Source organism: Micromonospora sp. U56 (assembly GCF_018070095.1).
GTDB lineage: Bacteria > Actinomycetota > Actinomycetes > Mycobacteriales > Micromonosporaceae > Micromonospora > Micromonospora purpureochromogenes.
The window spans coordinates 1-13,763 of record NZ_JAGPYL010000152.1 but is presented as its reverse complement, the minus strand read 5'-3'; the positions used below and the strand labels follow the sequence as shown (position 1 = coordinate 13,763).

Below are 13,763 nucleotides of genomic sequence, written 5' to 3'. Positions count from 1 at the left end.
GTGCACCACCCGACCGCTCGCGCCGGGCGACCGGTGCGCGGTGCGGCTGGTCGCCGTCCCGCGCGCCGCCGGGCCGATCCGGGCGTCGCTCGAGCTGACCGTGGACGGCCGGCGGCTCGCCACCCCGGTCTTCGGCACCGGCCGACCCCGGTCCGCCAGCCGGGACGACGCGCCGCCCGGCCCGTGCTACGCCGACGCCTACCAGGTCGGCGCGTCCGCGTACGGGCACGCGGGCGGGCTGCGGGCGATCTCCGTCAAGCAGTACTGGTCGCCGAGCTGCCGGGCCACGATGGCGTACGTCTGGGTGTGGAAGCAGTACCGGGACAACGCGGCCACCGGCGGCGGCACCTGGACCGTCGACCTGGGGGTACGCGCCGACCGGCCCACGACCGCACGGCAGCGCGCCGTCGGGCAGCCGTACGAGCTGTGGACGGAGCCGTACCCGTCGGCCGGGCGGTGCACCACGGCGACGGCGACGGTCACCGCCGACCGGTCGAAGGTGGCCACCACCGCGACCACCGAGCCCTGGTGCGACCGGTGACCGCCGGATACCTCGAGGTCCACGGGGTGGGCGCGGTCCGGCTGGTGCCGCTGACCACCGACGCGTTGACCATCGGCCGGGCGCCCGGCAACGAGCTGCCCATCGACAGCAAACTGGTCTCCCGGCTGCACGCCCTGGTGGAACGGTTCCCGGCCGGCTGGACGATCCGCGACCTGGGCAGCACCAACGGCACCACCGTCAACGGCACCACGGTGCGGGAGGCTCGGCTGCTGCGCGACGGCGACCGGGTGGAGATCGGCCCGGCCCGACTGCTGTTCCGCGCGCCGGCGGAACTCACCGGCACCCGGACGGTGGGCGTCGAGCCCCCGCCGGCGCCCCCGGCGCTGACCCGACGGGAGCAGGAGCTGGTCGAGGTGCTCTGCCGCCCGTACGTCGAGGGCGGCACCGCCTTCCCCGAGCCGCCCACCGTGCGGGCGCTGGCCACCGCGCTCGGCGTCAGCGAGAGCGCCGTGAAGAAGCACCTGACCAACCTGTACGACAAGTTCGGGCTGGTCACCAACGACGAGCGGCGCCGGTCCCGGCTGGCCGGCGAGGCGGTGCGCCGGGGGGCGGCGGGGCTACCCGGCTGACGTACGCGTGCCCTCCGGACCACGTCCCACGCGGCCCGGAGGGCACACCCCCCTGTTTCCTCCAGGCGTGTCGCCCCCCGCGAAGGGTCCGACGAGGTCGCCGGCGCACGCCTCCCCCGGTGCGCCGGGCGCCGGGCCGGAGGACGTGGCCGACAGCGCCCACCAGGAATCACACCAGGCCGGGCGGCCCGCCGACAGGTGTCCGAACGGGGAGGGTTTCCGCCCGGGAGCGCTACCCTGACCCGCGGTGTCGGTGATCCGGCTGCGGCGCGCCGGCGGCTGCCGTACGACGGGGGCACGACCGTCGCCGAGGAGGTACGCGATGACCCGTCAGCGGGAGACCGTCGAGGTCGATCCGGTCCTGTTCCGAGCCGTGTACGACTCGCCCGCGGCGCTGCCCGGACGGCACCGGTGGGTCACCCCGGAGCACGACGTGCGCCGGATCGAGAAGCTGCTCGGGATGCCGGCGGCCAGCATCGGGGCGCCGCTCTGGGTCAGCGGCGACGAGCCGGACTGCCCGAAGTGCGGCCGCCGGCAGACCTGGTTGGACATCATCTCCTCGGCACTGAAGGGCGTGCACGACAAGGCGATGATCGCCACCGTCATCCTCGGCGAGCGCAAGTACGTCAACACCGAGGTGCCGGACGGCATCGCCGGGGTGCACTGCCTCGACTGCCACACCCCGATCGAGGGGCTGCGCAGCTTCAAGTGCCACAACTGGGCGTACGCCTTCGAGGCGCTGGAGGCGGTGCGGGAGCGGATGGCGAACGGGGTCAGCCGGCCAGTTCCCTGACGTGGCGCAGCCCAGGCCGGCCGTCGAGCAGCACCTCGCCGACCGGCGTGAAACCGGCCCGGCGCAGCACCGTCAGCGAGCCCGCGTTGTCCAGCGTCGCCGAGGCGGTCAGCCGGACCAGCCCGTACGCGTCGCGGGCCAGGTCGCAGACCTGCCGTACGCCGGCGGTGGCCAGGCCGCGCCCGGCGGCCCGTTCGGCCACCCGGTAACCCAGGTCGGCCTCGCCGTCGGCGACGTCGACCAGGTTGAACCGGCCCAGCACCTCGCGGTCGTCGTCGACCAGGAGGTGGAAGTGGCAGCGGCCGGTCTCCTGCTCGGCGAGGAGTGCCGCGTGCCGGGCGTCGAACCCGGCGAAGTAGTCGTCGCCACGGTCCGGCACGCTGCGGGCGAAGTACGCCCGGTTCTCCCGCTCGAACTCCAGCAGCGCGGGAGCGTGGTCGGGCGTCAGGCGCTGGAGTTCGGGCACCCGCGCCACCCTAGCCGGCTGAGCGGCGGGCGGGACGCCGGCCGGCCGGGGACGGCGGCTCGGGGCCCGGGTCCGGCACCGGCGGCATGGGCAGCGTCACCGCCGTCCCACCGGTGACGGTCACCGGCTCCCCGGCGTGCCGGAGCGTGACCTCGACCTCCGGGGCGGCGTCGGGCAGCCCGTAGCGGGCCTCGTCCCGGGTGAGGGTGACCCGCAGCCGCTGCCCGCGCCAGCGCAGGCCGAAGGCAAGCCGGCCGAGCCGGGCCGGCAGCCGGGGGTCGAAGGACAGCTCGCCCCGCTGGTCGCGCAGCCCGCCGAAGCCCTCCACCACCGCCGTCCAGGCGCCGGCCAACGCGGCCAGGTGCAGCCCGTCGCTGGTCTTGTCGCCCAGGTCCGCCAGGTCGTGCAGCGCCGCCTCGGCGAACAGGTCGTACGCCAGGTCCAGGTGCCCGATCTCGGCGGCGAGCACCGCCTGGGAGGCGGCGGAGAGCGACGAGTCGCGGACGGTCCGGGCCTGGTAGTAGGCGAAGTTGCGCCGCTTCTCCTCGGCGGTGAACTCGCCGGGGCAACGCTGCATGGCCAGCACCAGGTCGGCCTGCTTCACCACCTGCTTGCGGTAGAGCTCCAGGTAGGGGAAGTGCAGCAGCAGCGGGTAATCGTCCTCGGTCAGCGCGGCGAAGTCCCACTCGGGCTGCTCCGTGAAGCCGGCCGCCTGCTGGTGCACGCCCCGCTTGCGGTCGTACGGGAGGTGGACCGCGTCGGCGGCGGCCCGCCAGCCGGCGATCTCGGCCGGGCTGACGCCAAGGTCCTCGGCTCGCCCCGGGTGCCGTTCGGCGGCGTCGGCGGCGCCGAGCAGGTTGCGCCGGGCCATCACGTTGGTGAAGAGGTTGTCGTCGACCAGGGCGGCGTACTCGTCCGGGCCGGTGACGCCGGTGATGTGGAAGCCGCCCTCGTCCGACCAGTACCCGAAGCCGTGCCAGAGCCGGGCCGTGGCGACCAGCAGCTCCAACCCGACCCCGGCCAGCAGGTCGTCGTCCCCGGTGGCCGCGACGTAGCGCAGCACCGCGTCGGCGATGTCGGCGTTCACGTGCAGGGCGGCGGTGCCGGCGGGCCAGTAGCCGGAGCACTCCCGGCCGCTGATGGTCCGCCACGGGAAGGTCGCGCCGGGCAGCCTCAGCTCGGCGGCGCGCTCCCGGGCCTCGGGCAGGTGGGCGTGCCGCCAGCGCAGCGCCGACCGGGTCACCTCCGGCGCCAGGTACGTCAGCACCGGCAGCACGTAGCCCTCGTTGTCCCAGAGGACGTGCCCGTCGTAGCCGTTGCCGGTCAGCCCCTTCGCCGGGATGGTCCGGTCGCCCTCGGTCCGGCCGGCCTGGAGCAGGTGGAAGACCGCGAACCGGATGGCCTGCTGGAGCTCGGGGTCGCCGTCGAGTTCCACGTCGGCGGTCTGCCAGTGCCCGTCGAGCGCGGCCCGCTGGTCGGCGAGGAGGGCGTCGAAGCCGTACTCCCGGGCGGCGTCGGCCTCGGCGACGACCAGGTCGGCCAGCTCGTTCGCCGCCATGCCGTCGCCCGGCGTGCACTCGTGGGCGGCGTACTTGGTGATCCGCAACCGCTGGCCAGGGCTCAGCCGGCCCTCGACGCACATGCGGAGGCGGTCGGCGGTGCAGTCGTCGGAGGTGGCGAAGCCCTCCGGTATCTCGGAATCGTGGGTGACCGCGACCGCGACCCGCTGCGCGCTGCGGTCGGTGCGGTGCACCAGCACGCCGGAGCCGCCGTCGCAGCGGTGGACCTCGGCGTTCAGCGGGTCGCGGATCACCGAGGCGGCCCGGGGGTCGTCGGGGCGCTCCGGCACCCGCTCGTTGGCCTGCACGTCCGAGCAGAGCCGGAGTTCGACCGGCGTGTCGCCCAGCGGCTCGACCTCGTAGCGGACGGCGGCGATCGGGTGCCGGGGCAGCGACACCAGCCGGGTGCTGCGGACGCGGACCCCGTGCCCGCCCGGCGAGATCCACTCGGTGTCCCGGCGCACCACGCCGGCGCGCAGGTCGAGCACCCGCTCGTGGGCCCGCAGGGTCCCGGTGCGCAGGTCCAGCGCGTTGCCGCCCACCCAGAGCCGGATCAGGGCGGCGTTGGGCGCGCTGACCACGGTGTCGCTGCGCTGCGGGAAGGCGTACCCGTCCTCCGGGTAGCTGAGTTCGCGCTGCTCGTAGAAGCCGTTGAGGTAGCTGCCCGGCATCCCGTACGGCTCGCCCTCGTCCAGCGTGCCGCGCCAGCCCACCCAGCCGTTGCTGAGCGCGAAGACCGACTCGGTCTCGCCGAGCCGGTCGCTGTCGGCCGCGGTACGCCGCACCAGCCAGTTCTCGTCACTACGCACGGAACTCCCGTTACCCGTGGTCGGCGGCCGCCCAATCCGCCCGGGGCTGTGAAGTCGCTGAGACGAAGGTCAGGGCCAAACCCTCACCATCGCACGGTGCCGGCCGCCTCCGTGATTCGTACCGTCTGCCCAAGGTAAACGGGGTATGAACATTTGGTGAGGTGAGGCATGATGCAGGGCGGCACGACGGACGTTCCCGACATCAGCGTGGAGTGGTACCGGGAGATCACCGAGGTGGCTCACGCCACCCCGACGCCGGTGCAGTGGTTCGCGGTGCACTTCACCGAGGCGGCGATCCTGCTGCTCGGAGCGCTGTTCCTGCTGGCCGCCGCGCCCCGGCTGCTGCGCGGTAGGCCGTGGGACCGGGCGGTCGCGCTGGTCGCGCCGGTCACCGTCGTCCTCGCGTACGCGTGCAGCGAGGCGCTGAAGACGGTCTTCGACGAGGCACGGCCCTGCCGGGGAGCCGCGACCGTGGTGGCCGGGCACTGCCCGCCGGTCGGCGACTGGTCCTTCCCGAGCAACCACGCCACCATCGCCGGCGCACTCGCCGCGGCAACCCTGCTGCTCTCCCGCCGGCTGGGGCTGGTCGCCGTGCCGCTGGCGCTGTTGGCCGCACTCTCCCGCGTCTTCGTCGGCGTGCACTACCCGCACGACGTGGCCGCCGGCCTGTGCCTCGGCGCCCTGGTGGCGCTGGCCGGCGCGCCGCTGATCGCCCGACCCGTCGCCGACCTGCTGGCCCGCCGCACCACCCACCCGGACAGACTCCCCGCCACCGCCGACCACCGCTGACCCGGCGACCGCGCGCCACCGGCCCGACCACGGCCGGCCGGTTGCCGGCTCGACCGGCGGGCAGCTCGACCGGCGGCGGCTCGCCCGGTTGCCGGCTCCTCCGTCCGCCAGCCCGACTTGCGGCGGCTCGGCTGGACCCTGCGGCTCGGCTGGACCGCCCGGCCACGTCGCCCATCACCTTGTCCGCCCGGGATCAAGAAGTTTGCGTCTCGGGAAAGGGCTCTCCCTGACGCAAACTTCTTGATCACCGAGGGCTGCGACGGGGGCCGGGGGCGGGGACGAGGGGGGTCAGGTGGGGAGGAGGAGGGCGGTGCAGGTGCCGAGGATCAGGAAGGGGCCGAAGGGGAGGTGGCTCGACCAGCTGACCCGGCGGGCCAGCAGCAGCGCGAGGCTGACCACCGCCGAGACGGCGAAGGTGAGCAGCAGCCCGGCGACCAGCACCGGCCAGCCGTACCAGCCGAGCAGCATGCCCACGCTCAGCGCCAGTTTCGCGTCGCCGAGGCCGAAGCCGCGCCGGCCGAGCAGCAGCGTGCTGGCGGCGAAGGCCAGCCCCAGCGCGGCCGCGGCGGTCAGGGCGCGCAGCCACGGGCCGGGTCCGGGGCCGGTCAGCGCGGCCACCGCGAGCAGCGTGGCCGTGCCCGCCGCGGCCGGCCAGGTGAGCCGGTCGGGGAGCCGGTGCACGGCCAGGTCCACCAGCGCCAGCGGCACCGCCCAGCCGAGCCACCAGGCGAGCGCGGCCCGCTCGGCGAGGGTCGCCTCGGTGAGGACCAGCACCGCCAGGGCCGCCACGGCGGCCAGTTCGACACTGCCCGGCGGCGCGCCGATCCGGGCCGCGCAGGCCGGACACCGGGCCGCCGGGCCGAGCCCCGGGCGCCCGAGCCCGACCGGCGCGCCGCAGCCGTCGCAGCCGGCCCGCGCCGGCGACCCCACCGGTACGGCGTACCGGGCGACGGCGAGCCGGAGCACCGGGGTCACGGCCAGGGCGGCGAGGACGCGTACGGAGAGTGATTTCCGGACCCGGCCCGGGTGATGGTCCACCGTCAGCGGTGGTGGTGGACAGCTTGCGTGGGCCGGGCCGTCGAATTCGCGGGAATCCCCTCTCGTGGTTTTTTCGATGAGGGGACGGATCGGGCGAGACGCATCGACAGGTGCCATATCTTCCGGCCCGACTGCCGGATCGGCGGGTGGGCCCGGCCGACCGTCGGCACCCGCGCCCCGACCGGGTGCGGCAACCCGTCCCGGCGTTCCGGACTCGCCCTCGGCCACCCCTGACCACCTCCGCTCATCACCTACCGTGTTCGAATGAATTGCCTCTGTTGCATCGGCGGACGTGAGCCTATGCTCGCCCCTTGGGTACGGCGCAACCCCCGCCAACAGCGTCGGAGGCCAACCGAGACATCAGGTTCCACCATTTCGTAGAAGATCCGCACAGGTAAATGCGACAGCGGTAAATCGAAGTCCGGACGGCATCATCCGGGCGCGCTGGCGCATGCCCGGAGGCCACCGGAGACGGGCCGCCGGGTGGCACCGAGGAGGGCACGGCGTTGCGTACACGGCATCCCCGCCGATGGACAACCTGCCTGGTCATCGCCACGGTGGTCGGGTCGACCGCCGGCTGCGGCGGCGGGTCGGAGACGGCCGCCGGGCCCGCCGCCCGCAAGGCCACCGCCGAGCCCCGGCATTCGACCGAGGAGGAACGGGCCGCGAAGCAGGCCGCGCTCGCCGCCTATTCCGGATACCTCACCGCGTCCCGGGAGGCGAGCCGCCACAGCGACCCCCGCCACCCCGCGCTCACCCGTTTCCTGGCCGATCCGCTGCTCACCCGGGTCCGGGTGGCAATCGGCCAGGCTCGGACGCACGGCGCGATCCGCACCGGCACGTTGCGCTCCGACCCGACAGTCACCTCGGTCAGCCTGGACGCCGTCCCGCCGACGGTGGAGATCCAGGACTGCCTGGACGCCACCGGTTACCGGCTGGTGTACGCCAAGGACCGGCGGGTGGTGCCCGGCTCGGGCGGTGGCCGCCACCTCGCCACCGCGACCGCCACCCGGTACCCGGACGGCCGCTGGCTGATCAGCTCCGGCGCCGCACACAAGGACCAGCCGTGCTGACCTGGGGAGGAGGGTGCGTCCCGGCCCGCGGACCCCGGGCCGGGGCGCCCCGACGGCTGCTCGCCGGGACGCTGCTGGCCCTGCTGGTCGCGCTCGCCGCGCCGGTGCCGGCGGCCGCCGAGGGGCCGGGGCCGCAGTGCCCACCCGGGCAGAACGACTGCAGCATCTGGGACGACGACCCGGGCACCCCCGGCGACCCGGGCGGCGGGGACACCGGCGGCGATCCGGGCGGCGGCACCGCCCCGAAGTGCCAGTGGAACGGCAGGCCGCTGCCCTGCTACAACGAGTTTCTCGGCTGGTTCAACAACGCCGACGGCTGCTACTACAAGCTGGCCGAGCCGCAGCCCGAGGCCCCCGAGGGCACCAGGTGGTACGTCCGCACCTGCAACGGCGGTGACCTCGGCAGCCAGACCGTGGTGCCGCTGGAGACCCCGCCACCCGGGTTCGGCACGCCGCCCGACCCGGAGGAACTGGCCCGGCGGGTCCTGGCGTCGATCTCGCTGCTGCCGCCCCGGATCGCGGTGGCGCCCCGCCGCAACACCGGCCCCGGCCTGGTCGGCCTGCCGGTCTGGATGTGGGCCAGCCCGGGCCGGAACTACTTCGGCCCGATCCACGCCTGGGACTCCGACCGCGGCCTGCGGGTGGACATCACCGCCGAGGTCGACCGGATCGTCTGGACCATGGGCGACGGCGTCAAGGTCACCTGCGCCGACGAGGGCACCCCGTACGACCCGAAGGGGCCGCGCGCCGGGAAGACCTCGCCGGACTGCGGCTACAACTCCGGCTACCCGAAGGCCGGCACCTACCCGGTCAGCGCCACCACGTACTGGTCGGTGACCTGGCGCGGCGGCGGCGAGAGCGGCGTGATCGCCCAGACCCGGACCAGCGGGACGACTCCGGTCGAGATCGACGAGCTTCAGGTGGTTACCCGATGAGCCTGGTCACCCGCAACGGCACCCCGGTCGACGCGCCGGTCGCCCCGCCGAAGGTGCTCCGCCAGCGCCGGACCCGTCCCGGCCTGCTGGGGCTGGCGGTGCTGCTGATCGCGTTGGGCGGCCTCGGCGCGGCCTTCGCGGTCACCTCGGTCCGGGCCACCGGCAGCTACCTGGCGGTCGCCCGCCCGGTCGAGGTGGGCCGGCAGCTCAGCGCCGACGACCTGGTCAGCGTGCAGGTCTCCGGCGGGGCCGGGCTCTCCCCGGTGCCGGCCGGCGAGCTCGACGAGGTGGTCGGTAAGCGGGCGGCGGTGTCGCTCACCCCCGGCACGCTGCTGACCATGGGGCAGCTCACCGACGCCCCGCTGCTCGGCGAGGGGCAGCAGCAGATCGCGCTCGGGTTGAAGCAGAGCCAGGTGCCCGCCCGCAAGCTCCATCCCGGCGACAAGGTGCTGCTGGTCAGCACCCCCGCCGACAACGACGACAGCCAGGCGCCGGGCACCCGGTTCACCGGCACGGTGATCGACACGGCCACCCCGGAGAACGACGACGTGGTGGTCTACGTGGCGCTGCCCGTCCGGGACGTGCCGGCCGTGGTGGTGCTGGCCGCCCAGGAGCGGATCGCCCTGGTGCTGGTCGAGGCGGCCTGACCATGGCGATCATCGCGCTGGTCTCGGCGAAGGGGTCGCCCGGGGTCACCACCACCGCGCTGGCCTGCGCGCTGAGCTGGCACCGGCGGCTGGTGCTGGCCGAGTGCGACCCGGCCGGCGGCACCATCCTCGCCGGCTACCTCGGCGGCGCACTGGACGGTCCCCGGGGCATCGGCGAACTGGCCGTCGGCGAACTGCGCGACGGCAACCTGGAGACCGCCTTCTGGTCGCAGCTGGTCGACCTGGACGCGCCGCGCCGGGAACGGCTGCTGCTGCCGGGCGTGGTCGACCCGGCCCAGGCGGGCAGCGTCAGCCCGCTCTGGCAGCGCTTCGCCGACTTCTTCGGCAGCCTGGAGAAGGGCCAGCCGCCGTACGACGTGATCGTCGACTGTGGGCGGCTCCAGGTGGCCGGTCCACCGTGGCCGGTGCTGCGGGCCGCGGCGGTGGTGCTGCTGGTCACCCGGGCGCAGCTGCCCGACCTCTCCGCCACCCGGTCGATGATCCGGGCGATCGAACGGGACTTCACCGAGCACCGGGTGCCCCCGGGCACGCTGCGGCTGCTGGTGGTCGGCGACGGGCACGGCAAGGGCGAGATCAGCAAGGCGCTGCGGGTACCGGTGATCGCCACCCTGCCGGCGGACCCGCGTACCGCCGAGGTGCTCAGCCTCGGCGGCACCGTACGCGCCGGGCGGCCGTTGATGCGCGCGGCCGGCGCGCTCGAGGTGCCGGTCCGGGCGCTGCTGGACCGCCGCCGGGCCCGGCTGGCCTGGCCCGCCGCCCAGGAGGTGCCGGATGTGGTGTGAGCGGCCCGGGGAGGCGCGTCATGCGGTTTGAGCCGGTCTCCCACGACCCGCGTCAGCAGCCGGCGGCGACCTCGACGATGCCGCCGCTGCCCCCGGTGAACGGCCGGCACCACCAGCCGGCGCCGCCCGTCGCGCCCCCCACGCCCACCCCGCCGCCGCCGCGACCGAGGGTGGACTTCGCGGTGGTCCGCGAGCTGCGCCGGGAACTGAGCGAACGGCTCACCCAGTGGCAGCGCGGCCGGGAGTTCGACGCCAACGCCGAAGAGGTCGAGCGGGCCCGGCTCGCGGTCGCCGTGGTCTCCGGGTACGCCGACTCGGTGCGCCGGGCCGGCACCCCGATGGCCGCCGACGAGGAGCGGATCCTGCTCGACCAGGTCACCGCCGAGCTGGTCGGGCTGGGCCGGCTCCAGACGCTGCTGGTCGACGACACCATCGAGGAGGTGCACATCCTCGGCTGCGACCAGGTGCGCATCACCCGGCACGGTGGGGGCGTCGACTGGGTCGAGCCGATCGCCGACAGCGACGACGAGCTGGTGGAGATCCTCCAGGCGGCGGCCCGCCGGGCCGGCGCGACCGAGCGGTCCCTGTCGACGTCCAAGCCGACGCTCGACCTGCAACTGCCCGACGGCAGCCGCCTCGCGGCGGTGTTCCTGGTCAGCCACCGCCCGTACGCGGTGATCCGCAAGCACAACACGCTGGACGTCAGCCTGGCAGAGATCGCCGGCTCGCGCCCGGACCTGGACGAGATGATCGACCCGCTGCTGCGCGACTTCCTGCGCGCGTCCATGCGGGCCGGGCTCAACATCATGGTCGCCGGGCTGGCCGGGGCGGGAAAGACCACGGTCATCCGGGCGCTGATGGACGAGATCCCGCCCGACGAGCCGTACGTGCTGCTGGAGGAGAGCCGGGAGCTGCTGCCGGCCCGCCGGGGTCGCAAGCACCGGGCGGTGATGAGCTTCGAGTCCCGTGAGGGGCACGGCGAGCGCGGGATGGACGGGCGACCGGCGGGCGAGGTGAGCATCGCCGACCTGATCCCGGTGTCGCTGCGGATGGGCGTGCTGCGGATCATCGTCGGCGAGGTCCGGTCCCGGGAGATCGTGCCGATGCTCCAGGCGATGACCACCAGCCGCGGATCGATGTGCACCATCCACGCCCGTACCCCGGCCGGGGTGAGCGAGCGGATCATCGAGCTGGCGCTGGCCCACGGCCGGGAGATGACGGTCGACCAGGCCCGCCGGATGGCCGGCAACGCCCTCGACCTGATCGTCTACGTGACCGTCGAGGACGAGACCGCGATCGGCGGGCGCAAGCACCGGTTCGTCTCCCACGTGGAGGAGGTGATCGGGGTCGGCGAGGGCAACCGGATCGTCACCACCAGCGTCTTCGGCCCCGGCCCCGACGGCCGGGCCGTCCCCCGGCACCTGCCGGAACGCATCCGCGACCAGTTGCTGCGGGTCGGCTACGACGCCCGGCTGCTGACCCGCTTCATCGAGGCCGGCACCGGCGCCTGGCGCCGCCCCCGGCACACCCGTCTGGGCCCAGCGGTGCGCCGGTGAGCGCGGGCATCGGCTCGGGGATGGACGGACGCGCTCCGCTGAGCGCGCACGTCGGCTCGGGCATGGACGGGCGCGGTCCGGTGAGCGCGAGGAGTGAGCCGGGGTTGCGAGCCCCGCAGTCGCGAACGGAGACGGTCCCGTGACCAACATCGAGCTGATCGCCGTCGTCTCCGGGGCGGCCTGCGCCGCCGGCCTGGTGCTGGCCGTGGTCGCGCTGGTCGGCACCCGGGCTCCCGCCCGTTCGGCGCCGGGGGCGGGGCGCGGGCTGCGCCGGCTCTGGCTGGGCTCCGGCGCGGGCCGCCGCGCGCAGCGGGCGCACCAGCTCCGGCTGGCGGTGGCGGTGGCGGCCGGCGCGCTGGCCTTCCTGCTCACCGGGCTGCCGGTGGTGGGGCTGATCGTGGTGGTGGCCGTGCCGGGAGTGCCCTGGCTGTTCTCGGTGGGCCGGGCCGAGGAGCGGGCGATCGCCCGGATCGAGGCGGTCGGCGAGTGGACCCGCCGACTGAAGGACGTCTCCGCCACCGGGCAGGGCCTCCAGCAGGCGATCATCGGCACCATCGCCACCGTCCCGGAGGAGATCCAGGAGGAGATACGGCTGCTCGCCGCCCGCCTCCAGGCCGGCTGGACGGCCCGTACCGCCCTGCTCGCCTTCGCCGACGAGATCGGCGATCCGGTCTGCGACCAGGTGGTGGCCGCGCTGATCCTGCACCTGACCGACCGGGGCGAACGCCTCGGCGACGTGCTCGGCTCGATCGCCTCGGCTGCCGCCGCCGAGGTGGGCACCCGGCGCGAGGTGGAGGCCAAGCGCACCCAGCCCCGGTTCGCGGTCCGCTTCCTCACCGGGATGACCCTGGCCGTGCTGGCGTACGGGCTGCTGAACACCGAGTACGTCCGCCCGTACGGCACCGTGTTCGGGCAGCTGGTGATGGCGGTGCTCAGCGCGGCCTTCGTCGGGCTGCTGGTCTGGGTGCGGTCGATGAGCCAGCCCCCGCCGCCGGCCCGCTTCCTCCCCGCCCCCGACCCGGAGGAGGCGATCGCGTGATCGTCAACTGGCAGCTCGCGATCGCCGTGCTCGGCGGGGCGACGGTGGGGCTGGGCCTGTTCCTGGCGGTCCGGGAGGCGTTGCCGGCCGCCCCGGCGCTCGGCCCCGCGCTGCGCCGGCTGCACCAGCCCCCGGGCACCGTCGCCCCGAGCCGGGGCCTGGACTGGTTGGGCGGATTCTCCCGCTGGCTCAGCCCGCCGCACCGGCAGCTCGCGCTGATCGACAAGACCCCCGAGCAGTACGCCCTGTCGGTGCTGGTCTCCGCCCTGATCGGGTTGGCCACCCCGACCGTGCTGGGGGCGGTGCTCCTCCTCGGCGGGGTACGCCTGCCGGTGGTCGTACCGGTGCTGGGCAGCATCGGGATGGCACTGGTCTGCGGGCTGCTCGCCCACCGCGCGGTGCTGGCGCGGGCGGACGCGGCGCGCGACGAGTTCCGCGCGGCCGTCTGCACCTACCTCGACCTGGTGGCGCTGCAACTGTCGGCGGCGCACGGCCCGGTGCAGTCGCTGGAACGGGCGGCGGCGGTCTGCGACGGCTGGGTCTTCGACCGGATCCGCGAGTCGCTACGGATCGCGCAGATGCAGATGCACTCGCCCTGGGACGAGCTCCAGGAGCTGGCCGAGCGGATCGGCATCCCCGAGCTGGGCGACGTCGGGGCGATCATGCGCTCCTCCGGCAGCGAGGGCGCGCAGGTCCACGAGACCCTGCGCAGTCGTGCCGACTCGCTGCGGGACCAGATCCGTACCGACAACCTGGCCCGCGCCGAGGGGGTGACCAGCCGGCTGGACATCCCCGGTTCGCTGCTGGTCTTCGTCCTGCTCGGTTTCATGCTCTACCCGTTCGTGGCCCGCCTGTAGGCCCCACCCCGACAAGGAGCACGTCATGCAACTGATCGCCTACCTGCACGCCACGCTGGCCGCACGGTTGGCGGAGCTGCGCCGCGAGGGCGACCGGGGCGACAGCCCGGTGCCGACCGCGGTGATCATCTTCGGCCTGGTCGCGGCGGCGATCGCGGTCACCGGTCTGGTGATGACGCGGGCCACCGACTGGATGGACAGCGTCCCCACCGCGCCGTGACCCCTCCGATGAGCTGGCCGGACGCACCCCGGCCCGGCCGGGCGGCCC

General features: G+C 74.7%; 15 protein-coding genes. 12 read left to right on the top strand and 3 right to left on the bottom strand.

The genetic code is table 11. The annotated features are described in order from the left end of the window. The 3 genes from KBX37_RS30540 to KBX37_RS30530 all read left to right on the top strand — a co-directional run. Positions 1 to 541: hypothetical protein (locus KBX37_RS30540; RefSeq protein ID WP_210779327.1), on the top strand; the 541-nt coding region annotated here is incomplete at its 5' end. Then, entirely contained in the window at positions 538 to 1,131 is a 594-nt protein-coding gene (locus tag KBX37_RS30535; protein ID WP_210779326.1) for an FHA domain-containing protein, read from the top strand. The genes KBX37_RS30540 and KBX37_RS30535, both read left to right, overlap by 4 nt. 322 nt (positions 1,132 to 1,453) lie before the next feature. Continuing rightward, the gene (locus KBX37_RS30530; RefSeq protein WP_210779325.1) at positions 1,454 to 1,924 is read left to right on the top strand and encodes a hypothetical protein; all 471 of its coding nucleotides are present in this window, start codon (positions 1,454 to 1,456) and stop codon (positions 1,922 to 1,924) included. On the opposite strand, the gene KBX37_RS30525 is transcribed toward KBX37_RS30530, so the two are convergent. Together KBX37_RS30525 and KBX37_RS30520 are read right to left on the bottom strand one after the other, a co-directional pair. Next, positions 1,905 to 2,390, bottom strand: a complete 486-nt coding sequence (locus tag KBX37_RS30525) for a GNAT family N-acetyltransferase (RefSeq protein WP_210779324.1) — start codon at positions 2,388 to 2,390, stop codon at positions 1,905 to 1,907. The two genes, KBX37_RS30530 and KBX37_RS30525, sit on opposite strands and share 20 nt — an antisense overlap. Positions 2,391 to 2,400: 10 nt before the next feature. Beyond that, complete coding sequence (locus tag KBX37_RS30520) at positions 2,401 to 4,758, bottom strand: glycoside hydrolase family 65 protein (RefSeq protein WP_210779323.1); 2,358 nt, start codon at positions 4,756 to 4,758, stop codon at positions 2,401 to 2,403. Positions 4,759 to 4,929: 171 nt separating this feature from the next. Here KBX37_RS30520 and KBX37_RS30515 point away from each other — a divergent pair, with 171 nt between their 5' ends. Then, entirely contained in the window at positions 4,930 to 5,547 is a 618-nt protein-coding gene (locus KBX37_RS30515; protein WP_247659305.1) for a phosphatase PAP2 family protein, read from the top strand. 288 nt (positions 5,548 to 5,835) lie between these two features. On the opposite strand, the gene KBX37_RS30510 is transcribed toward KBX37_RS30515, so the two are convergent. Beyond that, positions 5,836 to 6,585, bottom strand: coding sequence for an A24 family peptidase (locus KBX37_RS30510; RefSeq protein WP_307849277.1), 750 nt, complete (start codon positions 6,583 to 6,585; stop codon positions 5,836 to 5,838). 506 nt (positions 6,586 to 7,091) lie between these two features. Here KBX37_RS30510 and KBX37_RS30505 point away from each other — a divergent pair. The 8 genes from KBX37_RS30505 (at position 7,092) to KBX37_RS30470 (ending at position 13,715) form a co-directional block, all read left to right on the top strand. Continuing rightward, on the top strand, positions 7,092 to 7,658 hold the full coding sequence (locus KBX37_RS30505) for a hypothetical protein (protein ID WP_210779320.1): 567 nt from the start codon (positions 7,092 to 7,094) through the stop codon (positions 7,656 to 7,658). Beyond that, positions 7,652 to 8,593: a hypothetical protein gene (locus tag KBX37_RS30500; protein ID WP_307849275.1), complete on the top strand. Its 942-nt coding sequence runs from the start codon at positions 7,652 to 7,654 to the stop codon at positions 8,591 to 8,593. Before KBX37_RS30505 ends, KBX37_RS30500 begins: the two co-directional genes overlap by 7 nt. Next, positions 8,590 to 9,240, top strand: coding sequence for an SAF domain-containing protein (locus tag KBX37_RS30495; RefSeq protein WP_210779319.1), 651 nt, complete (start codon positions 8,590 to 8,592; stop codon positions 9,238 to 9,240). Before KBX37_RS30500 ends, KBX37_RS30495 begins: the two co-directional genes overlap by 4 nt. A 2-nt stretch (positions 9,241 to 9,242) precedes the next feature. Continuing rightward, a complete protein-coding gene (locus KBX37_RS30490; RefSeq protein ID WP_154940577.1) occupies positions 9,243 to 10,043 on the top strand; it encodes a ParA family protein in 801 nt (266 codons plus the stop codon). Between the two features lie 20 nt (positions 10,044 to 10,063). After that, the gene (locus tag KBX37_RS30485) at positions 10,064 to 11,599 is read left to right on the top strand and encodes a CpaF family protein (protein WP_210779318.1); all 1,536 of its coding nucleotides are present in this window, start codon (positions 10,064 to 10,066) and stop codon (positions 11,597 to 11,599) included. 139 nt (positions 11,600 to 11,738) lie between these two features. After that, a complete protein-coding gene (locus tag KBX37_RS30480) occupies positions 11,739 to 12,638 on the top strand; it encodes a type II secretion system F family protein (protein WP_210779317.1) in 900 nt (299 codons plus the stop codon). Further along, positions 12,638 to 13,495, top strand: a complete 858-nt coding sequence (locus KBX37_RS30475) for a type II secretion system F family protein (protein WP_210779328.1) — start codon at positions 12,638 to 12,640, stop codon at positions 13,493 to 13,495. Before KBX37_RS30480 ends, KBX37_RS30475 begins: the two co-directional genes overlap by 1 nt. Before the next feature lie 25 nt (positions 13,496 to 13,520). Continuing rightward, positions 13,521 to 13,715, top strand: a complete 195-nt coding sequence (locus tag KBX37_RS30470; RefSeq protein WP_210779316.1) for a hypothetical protein — start codon at positions 13,521 to 13,523, stop codon at positions 13,713 to 13,715. Positions 13,716 to 13,763 lie beyond the last annotated feature (48 nt).

Coding starts and splice junctions, on each gene's coding strand:
- KBX37_RS30485 (WP_210779318.1), top strand. CDS start 10,064: ATGCGGTTTGAGCCGGTCTCCCACGACCCGCGTCAGCAGCCGGCGGCG.
- KBX37_RS30470 (WP_210779316.1), top strand. CDS start 13,521: ATGCAACTGATCGCCTACCTGCACGCCACGCTGGCCGCACGGTTGGCG.
- KBX37_RS30515 (WP_247659305.1), top strand. CDS start 4,930: ATGCAGGGCGGCACGACGGACGTTCCCGACATCAGCGTGGAGTGGTAC.
- KBX37_RS30490 (WP_154940577.1), top strand. CDS start 9,243: ATGGCGATCATCGCGCTGGTCTCGGCGAAGGGGTCGCCCGGGGTCACC.
- KBX37_RS30495 (WP_210779319.1), top strand. CDS start 8,590: ATGAGCCTGGTCACCCGCAACGGCACCCCGGTCGACGCGCCGGTCGCC.
- KBX37_RS30530 (WP_210779325.1), top strand. CDS start 1,454: ATGACCCGTCAGCGGGAGACCGTCGAGGTCGATCCGGTCCTGTTCCGA.